The sequence below is a fragment of the Kitasatospora albolonga genome, assembly GCF_039535905.1.
In the GTDB taxonomy this organism is placed as follows: Bacteria; Actinomycetota; Actinomycetes; order Streptomycetales; family Streptomycetaceae; genus Kitasatospora; species Kitasatospora albolonga.
Genome location: NZ_BAAAYB010000149.1, coordinates 205,286 through 222,017, shown reverse-complemented (window position 1 = coordinate 222,017; position 16,732 = coordinate 205,286). Strand labels below are relative to the sequence as shown.

Below are 16,732 nucleotides of genomic sequence, written 5' to 3'. Positions count from 1 at the left end.
GCCCGCCGCCGAAGGCGATTACGCCGTGACCGGGCGCCGCTCGGTGCTCGCGATGGTGGCCGAGCCCACGACCCGGGTGCCGTCGTAGAGCACCACGGCCTGGCCGGGCGCGATGCCACGGGCAGGGGCGGCGAGGGCGACGTGCAGCTGACCGTCGGTCAGTTCGGCCGTGACGGGGACCTCTTCGCCGTGCGCGCGCAGCTGGGCGGTGTACGCGCCCGGACCGGCCGGGGGCTCGCCGCACCAGCGGGGGCGGATGGCCGTCAGACCGAGGACGTCGAGGCCCTCGACCGGGCCGACCGTGACGGTGTTGTTCACCGGTGAGATGTCCAGCACGTAGCGGGGCTTGCCGTCGGCGGCCGGGCGGCCGATCCGCAGGCCCTTGCGCTGGCCGATGGTGAAGCCGTAGGCGCCGTCGTGCTCGCCGAGCTTGGTGCCGTCGGTGTCCAGGATGTCGCCGGTGGCGGTGCCGAGGTGCTTGGCCAGGAAGCCCTGGGTGTCGCCGTCGGCGATGAAGCAGATGTCGTGGCTGTCCGGCTTCTTGGCGACGGCCAGGCCGCGGCGCTCGGCCTCCTCGCGGATGACGTCCTTGGTGGTGTCGCCGAGCGGGAAGAGCGAGTGCGCGAGCTGCTCGGCGTCGAGCACGCCGAGCACGTAGGACTGGTCCTTGGCGGCGTCCACGGCCCGGTGCAACTCCCGCTCCCCGGTGGGGAGGTCGACGATCCGGGCGTAGTGGCCGGTGCAGACCGCGTCGAAGCCGAGGGCGATCGCCTTGTCCAGCAGCGCGGCGAACTTGATCTTCTCGTTGCAGCGCAGGCAGGGGTTCGGGGTGCGGCCGGCCGCGTACTCGGCGACGAAGTCGTCGATCACGTCCTCGCGGAAGCGCTCGGCCAGGTCCCAGACGTAGAACGGGATGCCGATCACGTCGGCGGCGCGGCGGGCGTCGCGGGAGTCCTCGATGGTGCAGCAGCCGCGGGCGCCGGTCCGGAAGGACTGCGGGTTCGAGGACAGCGCCAGGTGCACGCCCGTCACCTCGTGGCCGGCCTCCGCCGCGCGGGCGGCCGCGACGGCCGAGTCGACGCCGCCGGACATCGCGGCGAGCACGCGCAGCCGGCCGCTGCCGGGCGAGGACGGGGCACCAGGGAAGTCAGTCATGATGCCCACCAGCGTACGCGAGGCCCCGTAGGGGCCTTCAGGGGCGCGAGGAACTGCGCGAGGCGGTAGACGGCCCGGCGTGAGATCGGGGCACGTCAGCCAGTTGCACGTGAGGCCGGGGTGCGGGGGAACGGCAGCACGTGCAACTGGCTCGCCTGCCCCGATCTGGCCCTAGCTCGCCTTCCGCACTCGCGCAGTTCCTCGCGCCCCTGGGGTCACTGCCCTGCCGAGCCCCCTGCGATCAGCGCCGCGCGGCCGCCGCCAGGCCGGCGCTGCGGGAGCGGTGGACGGCCGGGGCGATGGCCGCGGCGAGGGCGGCGACGTCGGCGGGGGTGGAGGTGTGGCCGAGGGAGAAGCGGAGGGAGGCGCGGGCCAGCAACGGGTCGGCGCCCAGGGCGAGCAGGACGTGGCTGGGCTGGGGGACGCCGGCGGAGCAGGCGGAGCCGGTGGAGCACTCGATGCCCTGGGCGTCGAGCAGCATCAGCAGGGCGTCACCCTCGCAGCCCGGGAAGGAGAAGTGCGCGTTGGCGGGCAGCCGCCCCTCCCCCGCCGGAGCGCCGTTGAGGACGGCGTCCGGGACCTCGGCCAGTACGGCCGCGACCAGCGAGTCCCGTAGGGCGCCGACCTCGGCCGCGTACGCGGCCCGCCGCTCGACGGCCAGTCCGGCCGCCGCCGCGAAGCCCGCCGCCGCCGGGACGTCGAGCGTGCCGGAGCGGACGTCCCGCTCCTGCCCGCCGCCGTGCAGCAGCGGGACCGGTCCGACGCCCCGCCCGAGCAGCAGCGCGCCGACCCCGTACGGGCCGCCGATCTTGTGCCCGGTGACGGTCAGCGCATCGAGCCCCGACTCGGCGAAGGAGACCGGCACCTGGCCGAGCGCCTGCACCGCGTCCGCGTGCATGGGAATGCCGAACTCCCGCGCCACGTCGACCAGTTCACGGATCGGCTGGATGGTGCCGACCTCGTTGTTGGCCCACATCACGGTGATCAGGGCCACCGAGGCGGGGTCGCGCTCGACGGCCTCCCGCAGGGCCGCGGGGTGCACCCGGCCGTACGCGTCCACCGGCAGGTACTCGACCTCGGCGCCCTCGTGCTCGGAGAGCCAGTGCACCGCGTCCAGCACCGCGTGGTGCTCGACCGGGCTGCACAGCACCCGGCGGCGGGCCGGGTCGGCGTCCCGGCGGGCCCAGTAGAGGCCCTTGACCGCGAGGTTGTCGGACTCGGTGCCGCCGGCGGTCAGCACGATCTCGCTGGGGCGGGCGCCGAGGGAGGCGGCCAGCGATTCACGGGACTCCTCCACCACCCGGCGGGCCCGGCGTCCGGCCGCGTGCAGCGAGGAGGCATTGCCGACCACCCCGAGGTGCGCGCTCATGGCGGCGATCGCCTCGGGCAGCATCGGAGTGGTGGCCGCGTGATCCAGGTATGGCATAGCGGCACAAGTGTAGGGGCCGGGCGGGCGCCGCCTCGCCGATCGGCGCCCCAGTATCACGATTTGGCCATTGCACACCGTGCAACGCGCCGTTAGCCTCCTGCCGCATCCGGGCACTGCCAGCCCGCTCAGGGAGGGGGCCGCCATGTCACAGACGGTGGACCGGGCACTGACCATCCTGGCCTCGCTCGGCCAGGGTCCGGCCTCGCTGGAGCAGGCCGCCTCCCGGATCGGGGTGCACAAGTCGACCGCGCTGCGGCTGCTGCGCACCCTCCAGGAGCACGGCTTCGTGCACCGCCAGTCCGACCAGCGCTACCGGCTCGGCGGGCGGCTGTTCTCGCTGGCCCAGCAGGCCCTGGACGGGATCGACGTCCGCCAGGTGGCGGCGCCGTACCTGGCGGCGCTGAACGAGCGCTACGGGCACGCCGTGCAGTTGGCCGTGCTGGACGAGGGCGAGGTGCTCTACCTGGACAAGGTGGAGAGCCGCCACACGGACCGGCCCGGCTCCTGGGCCGACCCCTCGGTGCGGATCGGCCGCCGGGTGCCGGCGGTGACCACCGCCGTGGGCAAGGTGCTGCTCGCCGATCTGCCGGAGGATCAGCTGACGGCGTTCCTGGAGGGGCAGGACTTCACCGCCAGGACCAGCCGTTCGGTGCGCGGCCCCGAGGAGCTGCGCAGCGAGCTGGCCTCGGTGCGCCGCCTCGGCTGGGCGGTGGACGAGGCCGAGTACCGGGAGACGGTGAACTGCATCGCCGCCCCGGTGGTCGGCATCGAGGGCACCGCGATCGCCGCGTTCTCGATCTCCGCGGCGGCGGGCACCACCCCGATCGCCGAGCTCTCCAAGCTGGTGCCGGAGCTGCTCTGCACCGCCGAGGCGATCTCGCTGGCCTACGGCGGCTCCCCTACTCCTCGCTGGTGCGAGAACCGTTGCGGTGCCAAGCACGTGGTGCCCGCCAGCCGTACTTGAGCGCCAGCATCCGCAGCACGAAGGCGGTCAGCGCGGCGGCGGTGCCGGTCGCCGTGGTGAGCGCGCCGGTGGCGGTCAGCACCGCGACCATGGCCGCGCCGACCAGGGCGGGCACCGCGTAGATCTCGCGGTCCCAGCGCAGCAGCGAGGGCGTCTCGTGCGCCAGCACGTCGCGGATCACCCCGCCGCCGGCGGCGGTCAGCATGCCGAGGGCGACCGAGGAGACCGAGCCGAGGCCGTAGTCGTGCGCCTTGGCCGTGCCGGTCACGCAGAACAGGCCGAGACCGAGCGCGTCCAGGGTCTGCACGCTGCGGTTGATCCGCTCCACCTCGGGGTGCAGGAAGAAGACCACCACACCGGCCAGCAGCGGCGTGACGAAGTACCCGAGGTTGGTGAAGGCGACCACCGGGGTGGCCCCGATCACCAGGTCGCGCATCACGCCGCCGCCCAGCGCGGTGGCCTCGGCCAGCACGCAGATGCCGAAGATGTCCATGTTCTTGCGGACGGCCAGCAGGCCCCCGGACAGGGCGAAGACGAAGATGCCGATCAGGTCCAGGGTCTGCTGGACGTCGGGCGGGAAGAGCTGCGAAGTCACCGTCAATTCTTACCGCGCCGTCACCCGAACGGGGACGAGCCGCCCCGCAGGTCAGTCCGCCGCCACCCGGCCGACGGCCAGCAGGGCGGCCACCGGGAGCTCCACGGTGCCGTCTCCGGCCGCGTACCGGGCGGCCAGGCGCAGGTACGCCCGCTCGATCCGGGCGGCCGTCTCGGGGGGCTGACCCTCGATCAGGGAGGAGGTGAGCACGGTGCCCTCCAGCACGTCCTTCCACCACTGCCCCGGGTCGACCCGGTGGGTCCAGCCGACCCGGTGCACCGCCACCTCGGTCAGCCCGGCCGAGCGGAGCAGCTCCGCGAAGGCCTCCGGGGCCGCGTACGGGGCGAACGGGGCGTCACCCGGCAGACCGGCCGGCCGGGTGGCCCCGGCCTCGGCGAAGGCGTCGAAGAACAGTCCCTGGGCCCGGTTGGCCGCCAGGGAGTCCCAGCAGGACAGCGCGATCCGCCCGCCGGGGGCCACCACCCGGGCCAGGTCGCGGACGGCCGCCACCGGGTCGGGCACGTGGTTGATCACGAAGGCGCCGACGGCGGCCTCGAACTCCCGGTCCGCGAACGGCAGTCCGGGCAGCGACGCGGTGACCGCCCGGGGCAGCACCCGGGCCGCCTCGGCCACCATCTCCTCGACCGCGTCGGTGGCCGTCACCTCGGCCCCGAGGGCCGCCGCGGCCAGGCCCAGCCGGCCGGTGCCGCAGCCCACCTCGAGCACCCTCGTGCCCGCGCCGACGGCGGCCTCGGCGAGCAGGCGGGCGTGCAGTCCCGCCGTCATCGCACCGAAACCGCCGTCGTAGGTACCACTGCGCCGCGCCCAGCCGCCGCGCTCGAACTCCTGGAAATCCACCACGTGTTGAACAGCCCATCTGTGACCGGAGTGACCCGGTCGTGCCGACGGGCAGTCTAGGCGGAAACGATCAGGAGTTCTCGGGGAAGTGGCAGGCCACCTGGTGCCCGGCCTTGGGCGCGACCAGGCGCGGCTCCTCTGTGGCGCAGACGTCCTGGGCCTTCCAGCACCGGGTACGGAAGCGGCAGCCGCTCGGCGGGTTGATCGGTGACGGGACGTCACCCGTCAGCCGGATCCGCTCGCGCTGCTCCTTGCGCCGCGGGTCCGGCACCGGGACCGCCGACATCAGCGCGTTGGTGTACGGGTGCATCGGCGCCGAGTAGAGCGAGTCCCGGTCGGCGATCTCCACCACCTTGCCGAGGTACATCACCGCGACCCGGTCGGAGACGTGCCGGACCACCGAGAGGTCGTGCGCGATGATCAGGTAGGTCAGGCCGAGCTCGTTCTGGAGGTCGTCGAGCAGGTTGACCACCTGGGCCTGGATGGAGACGTCCAGGGCCGAGACCGGCTCGTCCGCCACGATCATCTTCGGCTTCAGGGCCAGCGCGCGGGCGATGCCGATGCGCTGGCGCTGACCGCCGGAGAACTCGTGCGGGTAGCGGTTGTAGTGCTCCGGGCTGAGGCCGCAGAGCTCCAGCAGGTCCTGCACCGCGCGCTTGACGCCGTGCTCGGTGGAGACCTTCTGGAGCCGGAACGGCGCTCCGACGATGGTGCCCACGGTGTGCCGGGGGTTGAGCGAGGAGTACGGGTCCTGGAAGATCATCTGGATGTCGCGGCGGAGCGGACGCATCGCCGAGACGCCCAGGTGCGTGATGTCCCGGCCCTCGAACTCGACCTTGCCGCCGGTCGGTTCGTCCAGCCGGGTGACCAGGCGGCCCATGGTGGACTTGCCGCAGCCGGACTCGCCGACCACGCCGAGGGTCTCCCCGGCGCGGACCTCGAAGTCGATCCCGTCCACCGCGCGGACGGCGCCGACCTGACGGCGCAGCAGACCCTTGGTGATCGGGAAGTGCCTGGTCAGACCGGTCACCCGGAGCAGCGGCTCACGGTCGGAGGCCGGCGCGGGAGCGGGCACGGTCGCCGCCGTCGTCGATGAGTCCGTCATGGGGTCTTCTCCTGAGGGGTGGTACGGACGACGCTCACAGCCGGGGCGCGATCTCTTCGGTGAAGATGCGGTGCCGCTCGGCGATCGGCAGGTGGCACGCGGCGAGGTGGCCGGGCGCGGCCTCGGCCAGCTTCGGCAGCTCGGAGGTCGAACGGCCGGCGGTGCGGTCCGCGTACGGGCAGCGCGGGTGGAAGGCGCAGCCGGAGGGCACGTTGATCAGGCTGGGCGGGGTGCCCTTGACCGGCACCAGGCGGTCCTGGAGCGGTCGGTCCAGCCGCGGCATCGAGCCCAGCAGGCCCCAGGTGTACGGGTGTTCGGGGGACTCGAAGAGGGTCCCGGCCGGCCCGCGCTCCACGCACTTGCCGCCGTACATCACCAGGATGTCGTCGGCCAGCTCGGCCACCACGCCCAGGTCGTGGGTGATGATGATGACCGCGGAGCCGAACTCCTTCTGCAGGTCCCGGATCAGGTCCAGGATCTGCGCCTGGACGGTGACGTCCAGGGCGGTGGTGGGCTCGTCGGCGATCAGCAGCGAGGGGTCGTTGACCAGCGCCATGGCGATCATCGCGCGCTGGCGCATGCCGCCGGAGAACTCGTGCGGGTAGGAGTCCACCCGCTTGTCCGGCTGCGGGATGCCGACCCGGTCGAGCATCTCGATCGCCCGGGTGCGGGCCACCTTCTTGGAGGTGCCGGGGTGGTGGGCGCGGTAGCCCTCGACGATCTGGGCGCCGACCGTGTAGTACGGGTGCATCGCGGTCAGCGGGTCCTGGAAGATCATCGCCATCTTCTGGCCGCGCAGCTCGCGCACCCGGTCCGGGCCGGCCGCGATCAGGTCCTCGCCGTCCAGCCAGACCTGGCCGGTGATCCTCGGTGCGCCGCGCTTGCCCATCCGGTGCAGGCCCATGATGGAGAGCGAGGTGACGGACTTCCCGGAGCCGGACTCGCCGACGATGCCGAGGGTCTTGCCCTTCTCCAGCGAGAAGGTGAGCCCGTCCACCGACTTGACCAGGCCGTCGTCGGTGGGGAAGTGCACCCGGAGGTCCTTGACCTCCAGGTAGGCCGAACCGGGCTTCGCCGAGGCGGACTTGTCGATCTGGATCTCGGTCATGCGAGCCTCACCCGGGGGTCGACAGCGGCGTACAGGATGTCAACCAGCAGGTTGGCCAGGATGATGAAGAAGCCCGCGAAGAGCGTCACGCCCATGATCACCGGCAGGTCGCTGGCGGCGATCGAGGAGACCGCCTCGTAGCCCAGGCCGCGGAAGTTGAAGGTGGACTCGGTGAGCACCGCGCCGCCGATCAGGCCGCCGAGGTCCATGCCGAAGACGGTCAGGATCGGGGTCAGGGTGGAGCGCATCGCGTGCTTGCGGATCACCGTGCCCTCGCCGAGGCCCTTGGCCCGGGCGGTGCGGACGTAGTCCTCGCCCAGCACCTCCAGCAGCGTGGCCCGGGTGAGCCGGGCGTAGTTGGCCGCGTAGAGGAAGGCCAGGGTGACCCAGGGGAGCACCAGGTTCTGGAACCAGGCGATCGGGTCGTCGGCGAACGGCACGTAGTCGTTCGGGAAGACGCCCAGCTGGTAGACGAAGACCGCGCTGGCCAGCATGCCGGTGAAGTAGATCGGCAGGGAGACGCCGGCCAGGGCCGTGGTCATGGTGAAGCGGTCGAGCAGCGAGCCGCGCTTGAGCGCGGAGATCATGCCGGTCATGGTGCCGAACACGACCCAGATGATCGAGGCGCCGAGGGCCAGCGAGGCGGTGACGCCCAGCCGGTCGAGCAGCACCGGGAAGACCTCGCGCTCGGTCTTGAACGAGTAGCCGAAGCAGGGCGCGGAGCAGTGGGTGACGTCCACGCCGGTGCTGTAGTCGCGTCCGAGGACCAGGCCCTTGAGGAAGAGCCAGAACTGCTCAATGACGGACTTGTCGAGGCCCATCTTGTGACGGATGCCCTCGATCGCCGCGGGGTCGGCGATCTTGCCGACGTAGAGCAGCGCCGGGTCGCTCCCGGTCAGTTTCGGCACCATGAAGAAGATGCCGAAGGTGACGGCCGCAACCACCACCAGCATGGCGACGACATTGACGAGCCGTCGGATGATGTACACGAGCACTGCGGTCGACGCCGCCCCCGGGCCGGGCGCCCTCGTGGGGCGCCCGGCCCGGGCGGCGTCTTCACCTGCCCTTCGGACTAGCTGTGCGAACTACGGGACTGGGCAGGTCACTTGCCGTCGTTGGTACCGAGGGCCTGGAAGTCGACCATGCCGAACGCGTCGTTGATGAACACGTTGGTCAGGCGCGGGTTGCGGTAGTTGAGCGCGCGGTCCGCGACCACCGGCAGGTAGACGGCCATGTCGGTCACCTTGTGGTTGATCTGCTTGTAGATCTCGGCGGCCTTGGCGGGGTCGGCCTCGGCGGCGGCCTTGTCGAACAGGGCGTTGACCTCAGGGTCGTTGGTCTCGGGGTAGTTGCTGTTGCCGTTGGCGGTGATGAAGCGACCGTCCATCAGCGGCTGCATGTAGCCGTCGCCCTTCGGGTAGTCGGCACCCCAACCCGCCACGATCAGACCGTAGTTCTTGTTCTTCACGACCTCCGGCGAACCGGCCACCGAGGCCAGCAGCTTGCCGTCGTACTGGTCGATGGTGATGTCGACGTTGATCGCCTTCAGCGCGGTCTGCAGGGCGACGGCGGACTTGACCTCCTTGTCCTTGTTGCCGCGGACCGCGATGGTGGCCTTGAAGCCGTCCGGCTTGCCACAGGCCGCCAGCTCCTCCTTGGCCTTCGCCACGTCGGGCTTGCCGTCGACCAGGGTGAAGGGGTCGTAGTTGTCCGAGCCGAGGATGTTCGGGGGCAGCATCGAGCCGTACGGCGAGCCGGCCACCGAACCGCCGCGGGCGGTCTGCAGGGCGGTGGTGTCGGCCGCGAACATGACCGCCTTGCGGCAGTGCTCGTTGTCGAACGGGGCGATCTTCGGGACCATCGCGATGTAGCGGATGAACCCGTTGAACGGGTCGTCGGTGTTGGCCTTGAGCTTGTCGTTGGTCAGCACCTGGGCCTGAGCGGCCTGGGAGAGGCCGGTCTGCGCGAAGTCGAGGTCGATCGAGCCGTCGAGCAGGCGCTTGTCCATGTCGTCGGCGTTGGTGGTGATGGTCAGCTTCACCACGTCCGGCAGGGCCTTGCGGAACGGGTCGGTGGTCGGGTCCCAGTTCTCGTTGCGGACGAACTCGACGGACTTGCCGGGCTCGATCGACTTGAACTTGTACGGGCCGGAGGAGACCGGCTTCTCGCCGTACTTGGAGCCGGTGTCCGCCTTCGCCGGGACGGGCGAGGCGGTGCCCATCGCGAGCAGGTACGGGAAGGCCGAGTCGGACTTCGCCAGCTTGAAGATGATCGTGGCGTCGTCCGGGGTCTCGACGGACTTCAGGCCCATCTTGTCCGGGGTGGTGTCCGTGTACGGGCCCTTGTAACCCTGGCCCTGGTCGAGGCTGTTGACCAGGTAGGTCGGGCCGCCGGAGATGACGTCCTGGGCGAAGACGCGCTCGATGCCGTACTTGATGTCCTTCGAGGTGATGGCCGAGCCGTCCTCGAACTTGATGCCCTTCTTGAGCTTGAAGGTGTAGGTCTTGCCGTCGGCGGAGATCTCCGGCTTGGCGGCGGCGAGGTCCGGCACCAGCTCCAGACCGCCCTTGCCCGGCTTCGAGTCGAAGGCCAGCAGGGTACGGGCGTAGAAGCGCTGCATGTTCCAGATCGACGCGTAGTACGCGCGGCCCGGGTCCCAGGAGTCGGCGTCGGTGGTGCTCCAGAGGTTGAGCGTGCCGCCCTTCTTGTCGGACGGGTTGAGCACCTTGTCGACGGCCGCGTTGAAGCCGCCGGCCGACGCCGACTTGGAGGCGCCGTCGCCGGTGCCGCCCTTCTTGTCCGCGCTGCCACCGCAAGCGGTGAGGGTGACGGCCAGCGTGGCCACCAGGGCGGCGGCGGCGAGCGTCCGGTTTCGCGTCATGGGTACTTTCCTCCTGATGGTCGTACTGGGGTGGAACAGTCTCGAAAGGTCCTGTTTCGGCGGGCAGTTGGCATGGGAGCCTGCCCGGGCCGGCTGACCGGCGGTCAGTTGCCCTTGGGGTCGAGCGCGTCGCGCAGCCCGTCGCCGAACAGGTTGAAGGCCAGCACCGTGATGAAGATGGCCAGGCCCGGCACCACCATGTAGGTGGGGTCGACCTGGTAGATCCGGGTGGCCTCGGAGAGCATCTGGCCCCAGGACGGGGTCGGGGGCTTCACGCCCGCGCCGAGGAAGCTGAGGGCGGCCTCGCTCAGGATGTTGGTCGGGATGATCAGGGTCGCGTAGACCAGGATCGGGGCGACCAGGTTGGGGAGGAGCTCGCGCAGCAGGATGTGCGGCCAGCCGGCGCCCAGGCTGCGGGCGGCGTCGACGAACTCGCGCTCGCGCAGCGACAGGGCCTGACCTCGGACGATGCGCCCGATGTAGGGCCAGCCGAAGAAGCCGATCACCAGCACCAGGATCGCCATCCGGACGGCGCTGCCCTCCAGCCCCAGAACGGAGTTGGGCATCACCGAGACCAGCGCGATGGAGAACAGCAGCTGCGGGAAGGCCAGCAGGACGTCCATCACCCGGCTGATCACCGCGTCGACCCAGCCGCCGAAGTAGCCGGCCGCGATGCCCGCCAGCACGCCGATGACCACCGACACGCCGGCCGCCAGGAAGGCGACGGTGAGCGAGATCCGGGCGCCGTAGACGATCCGGCTGAACACGTCGCGGCCGAAGGTCGGGTCGACGCCGAGCAGGAAGTCGCTGCTGATGCCGCCGAACGCCCCCTTGGGGAGGCCGAGATCGGGGTTGATCTGATCCGGGTGCGGTTCGTCCACGGGGTGCCCGAACAGCGAGGTGAGCACCGGCGCGAAGACCGCGGCCAGGATCAGCAGCAGCACCACGACGCCGCCGGCCAGTGCGACCTTGTCGCGCTTGAGGCGGTCCCAGGCGATCCGGCCGGGCGACCGGCCCTCGATCCGCTTGGCCGGGGCTGCGGGGGCCTCCGGAGCGTCGGTGCTCTTGGTGGAAGTGCTCATGTGTCTTTCGTTTCCCCTCGCCGACGGTGGCCGGCCACGGTGCCGTACGTACACCTAGCACCGGGCCCGGGTAGGGCCCGGACATGGGTACGGTCCGGAATCGCGATTGCGAAAGGTGCTGAGAAGCAAGGGAGTTGCCAGGCAGCTCAGGTAAGCCCCGCACTGCACTGCGCAGACTCTCTGGCATCGGGGAGGCCTTACGCCAGACCTGACAACCGAAGGATGCCCAACTGTGATCTGTCCGCATGCACGGCCGTGTCCTGGCGAATAAGGCTCTTCACACAGGTGTTACTCGACTGTCAAGATGCGTGCGAAGGACTGCTCGTACACTTCGTCAACCGCCCCTGCGGGAACGGGGAAAAGCCCTGCTCAGCGCCAGGGCTGGTGCGGCCAGTAGCCCTGGGGCGGGTGGTTCGCCGACTCCCGGTCGAAGAACGGACGGGCGAAGGCGCGCAGCCACATCGCCACCGGGTCCAGCTCGTCGGCCAGCAGCACGGTGGAGACCGCGAGCCCGGCCGGGGCGTGCGCCACCGCACGCTGCACCAGCGCCCGGGCCGCCTCCACGGACGGCGGCGAGGTGTCGTAGAGGTCCAGGCCGACGGCCAGGTAGGCCTCGCCCACGGCCGGGCGCACCCAGGCCTGCCGCAGCGCCCGCAGCGGGCGCACCGCCGCCGCCTCGCGCTGCAGCTGGGCGTAGAACTGCGGGGCCTGCACGGCCGGTTCGGCCAGCTGGAGCGGACCGGCCGGCAGCCGGTCCAGCCCGCCGGCGATCCGGCGCAGGTCGGCCCAGGGCACACCGACCCCGCCACCGGGCACGTGCGGATTGAGCCACAGGCCCCAGCGGGTGCGGTACAGCGCGTGGGCGATCTCCATCCCGGAGATCACCTCGTGGCTCCTGGTCCAGCCGCAGAGCGCCAGCTGCTCGGGGGAGGTGACGGCGGGGGCGTAGCCGTGCCCGCCGATCTCCATGTTCCCGTACTGGGCGTCCGGGCTGCCCGGCTGCCCGTGCCAGAGCAGCATCCAGACCCGGCCCGCCGCCAGTGCCCCCAGCAGCCGCTCGTAGGCGTCGTAGCGCTCCGGCGCGACCTCGCCGAGGGCGCGCTCGATCGCGCCGTCTGCCGCCGCTCCCGCGCTCATGCCGTGCTCCGCCCGCCGTCCGTCCCGCCCTCGGCCAGCGTGGCCGTCCGTGGTTGTCGGGGGAAGCCTATTGGCCGAGCCCGACAGCCGTCATACCGCCGCCCCGTACCGGCGCGTAACGGTTCGGTGGTCAGTTCGGGTCCTCCACCGGTCCTCCGCCGGTCTCAGACCGGGACGGCGCCGGGCCTGACGTAGAACGGACGGACCCGGGTGAGCATCCACTCCACCACCGGATCGGCGACCAGGTCGAGCAGCACCAGATGGACGCCCCACGGCGGCGGCATGGTTCCGAGCGCCCGGCCCAGCGCCTCGTTGACCTGCGCCGGATCGGCCGGCCAGGCCGGGTCCAGCTGCACCCCGACGAACAGCACCGGGGCGTCCAGCTCGACCCCGGCCAGCGCCCGACGGGCCGTCAGGACCCCTGGCAGCTCGGCCAGTTCGGTGATGGCCGCACCGAGGAAGGCGTACGGCTCCTCGGCCGGCTCGGGCTCGCGCAGCGCCACCCGGGCGCCGCCCTCCGGCTGCTGCTCCCAGCGCTCCGCGAGCGGCCCGCGGCGCAGCTCGCCGACCCCCTCCGGCGGCACCGGGATGCCCACCGGCGCCTCCGGGTTGACCGCGATCCCGACCCCGATCGGCAGCCCGCGGGCGAACTCCCAGGCCGGGGCCACCGCGAACGGCACGCCCGGCGCGATCTGGAGGAAGAGCTCCTGAGAGGAGAACACCGGCACGTACGGGGATCCGGCCAGCTCGATCGTCGGCAGGTCCAGCCCCTCCCCCTGCGGGTCGGCCCCGGCCGGCAACGGGATCCAGACCTGACTGCGCGCCAGCACCTCGATCACCCGCGGCGTGGCCCCCGGGTCGCCCAGCGCCGCGGTCAGCACCTGCTCCAGCTCGTTGACCGGCCAACTCCCCCCGGCCGGCGCACTGCCGGGCTCCGCCCACCCCTGCACTCCGGTCTCGCCCGGCTGGTTCATCGGTCGCGCCCCTCTGTAGCTGTGCGGCCTCAGCCTAGGGCTTCGCGGCCGGGCGGGTGACGGGGTCGGGGGCAGACCTGACCCAGCGGGCGGACCCCTCTCCCGTCCCGGTCCGGTCTCGTGCCATGATGACCCCGCTCGACAACTTCACACTGGCCGCTCGAACCCGCGCGGGAGAGTCCGGAGTGCGCCCCGTGCGCAGGGCCGGCGCCGAAGGAGCAAGTCCTCCCCGGAATCTCTCAGGCACCCCTACCGCACGGGCGAGGCAGATCTGGAAAGTGGACACGGCCGCGCCGTGCGCCCACCCACGGTGCAAGCCGCCATCCTTGGATGGGCGGTGAAGCTCTCAGGTTGTGACGACAGACGGGGAGACTCCACCCCCGCATGCCCGTTTCCGGCCAAGGAGTCCCGTCGCCATGTCCCCTCGCCTGACCGCGCTCGACGCGCTGCACCGCTCGCTCGGTGCCACCATGACCGACTTCGCCGGCTGGGACATGCCGCTGCGGTACGGCAGCGAGCGCGAGGAGCACCTCGCGGTCCGCACCAAGGCCGGCCTGTTCGACCTCTCGCACATGGGCGAGATCACCGTGACCGGCCCGCAGGCCGGCGAGCTGCTCGACTTCGCCCTGGTCGGCCACATCTCCGCGCTCGGCGTGCTGCGCGCCCGCTACACCATGATCTGCCGCGAGGACGGCGGCATCCTGGACGACCTGATCGTCTACCGCACCGGCGACGCCGAGTACATGGTGGTGGCCAACGCCTCCAACGCCCAGGTGGTGCTGGACGCGCTGACCGAGCGCGCGGCCGGCTTCGACGCCGAGGTCCGCGACGACCGGGACGCCTACGCCCTGCTCGCGGTCCAGGGCCCGGAGGCCAACGGCATCCTCGGCTCCGTCACCGACGCCGACCTGCCGGGCCTCAAGTACTACGCCCTGCTGCCCGCCACCGTGGCCGGCAAGGACGTCTGGCTGGCCCGCACCGGCTACACCGGCGAGGACGGCTTCGAGGTCTTCTGCGCCCCCGCCGACGCCGAGCACCTGTGGAACGCGCTGACCGAGGCCGGCGCCGACGCCGGCCTGGTCCCCTGCGGTCTGTCCTGCCGCGACACGCTGCGCCTGGAGGCCGGCATGCCGCTGTACGGCCACGAGCTCTCCACCGAGCTGACCCCCTTCGACGCCGGCCTCGGCCGCGTGGTCAAGTTCGAGAAGGAGGGCGACTTCGTCGGCCGCAAGGCCCTGGAGGCCGCCGCCGCGCAGGCCGAGTCCAACCCGCCGCGCAAGCTGGTCGGCCTGGTCTCCGACGGCAAGCGGGTCCCGCGGGCCGAGTACGCCGTCGTCAGCCCGGACGGCACCCCGATCGGGCGGATCACCTCCGGCGCCCCCTCCCCCACCCTGGGCAAGCCGATCGCCATCGCCTACGTGGACGCGGCGCACGCCGCCCCCGGCAGCGCGGTCGCGGTCGACGTGCGCGGCAAGCACGAGCCGGTCGAGGTCGTGGCGCTGCCGTTCTACAAGCGCGCCCGCTGACCCCTCGTCACCTTTCGAAACCCCCGGTCCGCTCAGCGGACGGCTTCGCCCTACCCTCTTGCGATCCTGGAGAATGACGTCATGAGCAACCCCACGAACCTGCAGTACACCGAGGAGCACGAGTGGCTGACCACCGCCGAGAGCGGTGCGGTCGCGACGGTCGGCATCACCAAGCACGCCGCCGACGCCCTGGGTGACATCGTCTACGTCCAGCTGCCCGAGGTCGGCGACGAGATCACCGCCGGTGAGTCCTGTGGCGAGCTCGAGTCCACCAAGTCGGTCAGCGACCTGTTCTCGCCCGTCACCGGCACGGTGACCGAGATCAACCAGGCCGTCATCGACGACCCGGCCTCGGTCAACAGCGACCCGTTCGGCGACGCCTGGCTGTTCAAGGTCGAGATCGCCGAGACCGGCAAGCTGCTGACCGCTGCGGAGTACGACGCCTTCATCGGCGCCTGACCCACTGGTAGACGGGTGGCGGCCGCAGCGCGGCGGCCGCCACCCTCCCGGTCCACTGCCCGCACTGCCTTACGGGAAGACCCAACATGACTGTCCTGAACCAGTCCCTGCACGCGCTCGACCCCGAGATCGCCGCCGCGGTCGACGCCGAGCTGCACCGCCAGCAGACCACCCTCGAGATGATCGCCTCCGAGAACTTCGCGCCCGCCGCGGTGATGGAGGCCCAGGGCTCGGTCCTGACCAACAAGTACGCCGAGGGCTACCCCGGCCGCCGCTACTACGGCGGCTGCGAGCACGTCGACGTGGCCGAGCAGATCGCGATCGACCGGGTCAAGGCGCTGTTCGGGGCGGAGTACGCCAACGTCCAGCCGCACTCGGGCGCCTCCGCCAACCAGGCCGCGCTCTTCGCCATCGCCCAGCCCGGCGACACCATCCTGGGCCTGGACCTGGCGCACGGCGGTCACCTGACCCACGGCATGCGGCTCAACTTCTCCGGCAAGCAGTTCAACGTGGTCGCGTACCACGTGGACGAGGCCGGCCTGGTCGACATGGCCGAGGTCGAGCGCCTCGCCAAGGAACACCGCCCCAAGGTCATCATCGCGGGCTGGTCCGCCTACCCGCGCCAGCTGGACTTCGCCGAGTTCCGCCGGATCGCCGACGAGGTCGAGGCCTACCTGTGGGTCGACATGGCCCACTTCGCCGGCCTGGTCGCCGCCGGTCTGCACCCGAACCCGGTCGAGTACGCGGACGTGGTCACCTCCACCACCCACAAGACCCTGGGCGGCCCGCGCGGCGGCATCATCCTGGCCAAGCAGGAGTTCGCCAAGAAGCTCAACTCCTCGGTCTTCCCCGGCTTCCAGGGCGGCCCGCTGGAGCACGTGATCGCGGCCAAGGCGGTCTCCTTCAAGGTCGCCGCCTCGGACGACTTCAAGGACCGTCAGCAGCGCACCCTGGAGGGCGCGAAGGCGCTCGCCGCCCGCCTGCTGCAGGACGACGCCAAGGCGGCCGGGGTCTCCGTGCTCTCCGGCGGCACCGACGTCCACCTGGTCCTGGTCGACCTGCGCAACAGCGAGCTCGACGGCCAGCAGGCCGAGGACCGCCTGCACGAGGTCGGCATCACGGTGAACCGCAACGCCGTCCCGAACGACCCGCGCCCGCCGATGGTCACCTCCGGCCTGCGGATCGGCACCCCGGCCCTGGCCACCCGCGGCTTCCAGGCCGAGGACTTCCGCGAGGTCGCGGACGTCATCGCCGAGACCCTGCTGCCCTCCTTCGACGAGGCCAAGGCCGAGTCGCTGAAGGCCCGGGTCACCGCGCTGGCCGCGAAGTACCCGCTCTACCCGGAGCTGTAGTCCCCCGGTGGCCTGACGGTCACCCGTCTTTTCCGGGGCACCGCGCACACTGGAAACGTGGCGCGCGGTGCCCCGTGCCATGCCTGCCCGTTCCACCCACGAGACCA

The 16,732-nt window shown here is 71.6% G+C and carries 15 protein-coding genes and 1 riboswitch; of the genes, 4 read left to right on the top strand and 11 right to left on the bottom strand.

What is annotated here, in order from left to right; translation table 11 throughout:
- Nucleotides 1-18 precede the first annotated feature (18 nt).
- The gene (gene mnmA, locus ABD946_RS37405; RefSeq protein WP_345290206.1) at nt 19-1,155 is read right to left on the bottom strand and encodes a tRNA 2-thiouridine(34) synthase MnmA; all 1,137 of its coding nucleotides are present in this window, start codon (nt 1,153-1,155) and stop codon (nt 19-21) included.
- Between the two features lie 241 nt (nt 1,156-1,396).
- Nucleotides 1,397-2,581, bottom strand: a complete 1,185-nt coding sequence (locus ABD946_RS37400) for a cysteine desulfurase family protein (RefSeq protein ID WP_345290205.1) — start codon at nt 2,579-2,581, stop codon at nt 1,397-1,399.
- Nucleotides 2,582-2,726: 145 nt separating this feature from the next.
- Here ABD946_RS37400 and ABD946_RS37395 point away from each other — a divergent pair, with 145 nt between their 5' ends.
- Complete coding sequence (locus ABD946_RS37395) at nt 2,727-3,548, top strand: IclR family transcriptional regulator (RefSeq protein WP_345290204.1); 822 nt, start codon at nt 2,727-2,729, stop codon at nt 3,546-3,548.
- Here the strand turns inward: ABD946_RS37395 and ABD946_RS37390 are convergent.
- From ABD946_RS37390 to ABD946_RS37350, 9 genes are all read right to left on the bottom strand, one after another.
- A complete protein-coding gene (locus tag ABD946_RS37390; RefSeq protein WP_345290203.1) occupies nt 3,484-4,143 on the bottom strand; it encodes a trimeric intracellular cation channel family protein in 660 nt (219 codons plus the stop codon). The two genes, ABD946_RS37395 and ABD946_RS37390, sit on opposite strands and share 65 nt — an antisense overlap.
- Before the next feature lie 51 nt (nt 4,144-4,194).
- Complete coding sequence (locus ABD946_RS37385; protein WP_345290202.1) at nt 4,195-5,004, bottom strand: class I SAM-dependent methyltransferase; 810 nt, start codon at nt 5,002-5,004, stop codon at nt 4,195-4,197.
- 67 nt (nt 5,005-5,071) lie between these two features.
- Complete coding sequence (locus ABD946_RS37380) at nt 5,072-6,106, bottom strand: ABC transporter ATP-binding protein (protein WP_345290201.1); 1,035 nt, start codon at nt 6,104-6,106, stop codon at nt 5,072-5,074.
- Between the two features lie 34 nt (nt 6,107-6,140).
- Entirely contained in the window at nt 6,141-7,214 is a 1,074-nt protein-coding gene (locus ABD946_RS37375; RefSeq protein WP_345290200.1) for an ABC transporter ATP-binding protein, read from the bottom strand.
- Nucleotides 7,211-8,209 carry an ABC transporter permease gene (locus tag ABD946_RS37370; RefSeq protein WP_345290199.1) on the bottom strand — a complete coding sequence of 333 codons (999 nt, stop codon included), beginning with the start codon at nt 8,207-8,209 and terminating at the stop codon, nt 7,211-7,213. Before ABD946_RS37370 ends, ABD946_RS37375 begins: the two co-directional genes overlap by 4 nt.
- Nucleotides 8,210-8,316: 107 nt before the next feature.
- Nucleotides 8,317-10,095 (bottom strand): ABC transporter substrate-binding protein, encoded by a 1,779-nt coding sequence (locus ABD946_RS37365; RefSeq protein ID WP_345290197.1) that lies wholly within the window; start codon nt 10,093-10,095, stop codon nt 8,317-8,319.
- Nucleotides 10,096-10,199: 104 nt separating this feature from the next.
- A complete protein-coding gene (locus ABD946_RS37360; protein WP_345290196.1) occupies nt 10,200-11,177 on the bottom strand; it encodes an ABC transporter permease in 978 nt (325 codons plus the stop codon).
- 369 nt (nt 11,178-11,546) lie between these two features.
- Nucleotides 11,547-12,314, bottom strand: a complete 768-nt coding sequence (locus tag ABD946_RS37355; protein ID WP_345290195.1) for an enhanced serine sensitivity protein SseB C-terminal domain-containing protein — start codon at nt 12,312-12,314, stop codon at nt 11,547-11,549.
- A gap of 164 nt (nt 12,315-12,478) precedes the next feature.
- The gene (locus ABD946_RS37350; protein ID WP_345290194.1) at nt 12,479-13,288 is read right to left on the bottom strand and encodes an enhanced serine sensitivity protein SseB; all 810 of its coding nucleotides are present in this window, start codon (nt 13,286-13,288) and stop codon (nt 12,479-12,481) included.
- A 161-nt stretch (nt 13,289-13,449) separates the two neighbouring features.
- A riboswitch (glycine riboswitch) is annotated at nt 13,450-13,553 on the top strand.
- Between the two features lie 151 nt (nt 13,554-13,704).
- Here ABD946_RS37350 and gcvT point away from each other — a divergent pair.
- The 3 genes from gcvT (at nt 13,705) to glyA (ending at nt 16,625) form a co-directional block, all read left to right on the top strand.
- Nucleotides 13,705-14,814 carry a glycine cleavage system aminomethyltransferase GcvT gene (gene gcvT / locus ABD946_RS37345; RefSeq protein WP_345290193.1) on the top strand — a complete coding sequence of 370 codons (1,110 nt, stop codon included), beginning with the start codon at nt 13,705-13,707 and terminating at the stop codon, nt 14,812-14,814.
- Between the two features lie 81 nt (nt 14,815-14,895).
- A complete protein-coding gene (gcvH, locus tag ABD946_RS37340) occupies nt 14,896-15,273 on the top strand; it encodes a glycine cleavage system protein GcvH (protein WP_345290191.1) in 378 nt (125 codons plus the stop codon).
- An 86-nt stretch (nt 15,274-15,359) separates the two neighbouring features.
- Complete coding sequence (glyA, locus tag ABD946_RS37335) at nt 15,360-16,625, top strand: serine hydroxymethyltransferase (RefSeq protein WP_345290190.1); 1,266 nt, start codon at nt 15,360-15,362, stop codon at nt 16,623-16,625.
- The last annotated feature ends 107 nt before the right edge of the window (nt 16,626-16,732 follow it).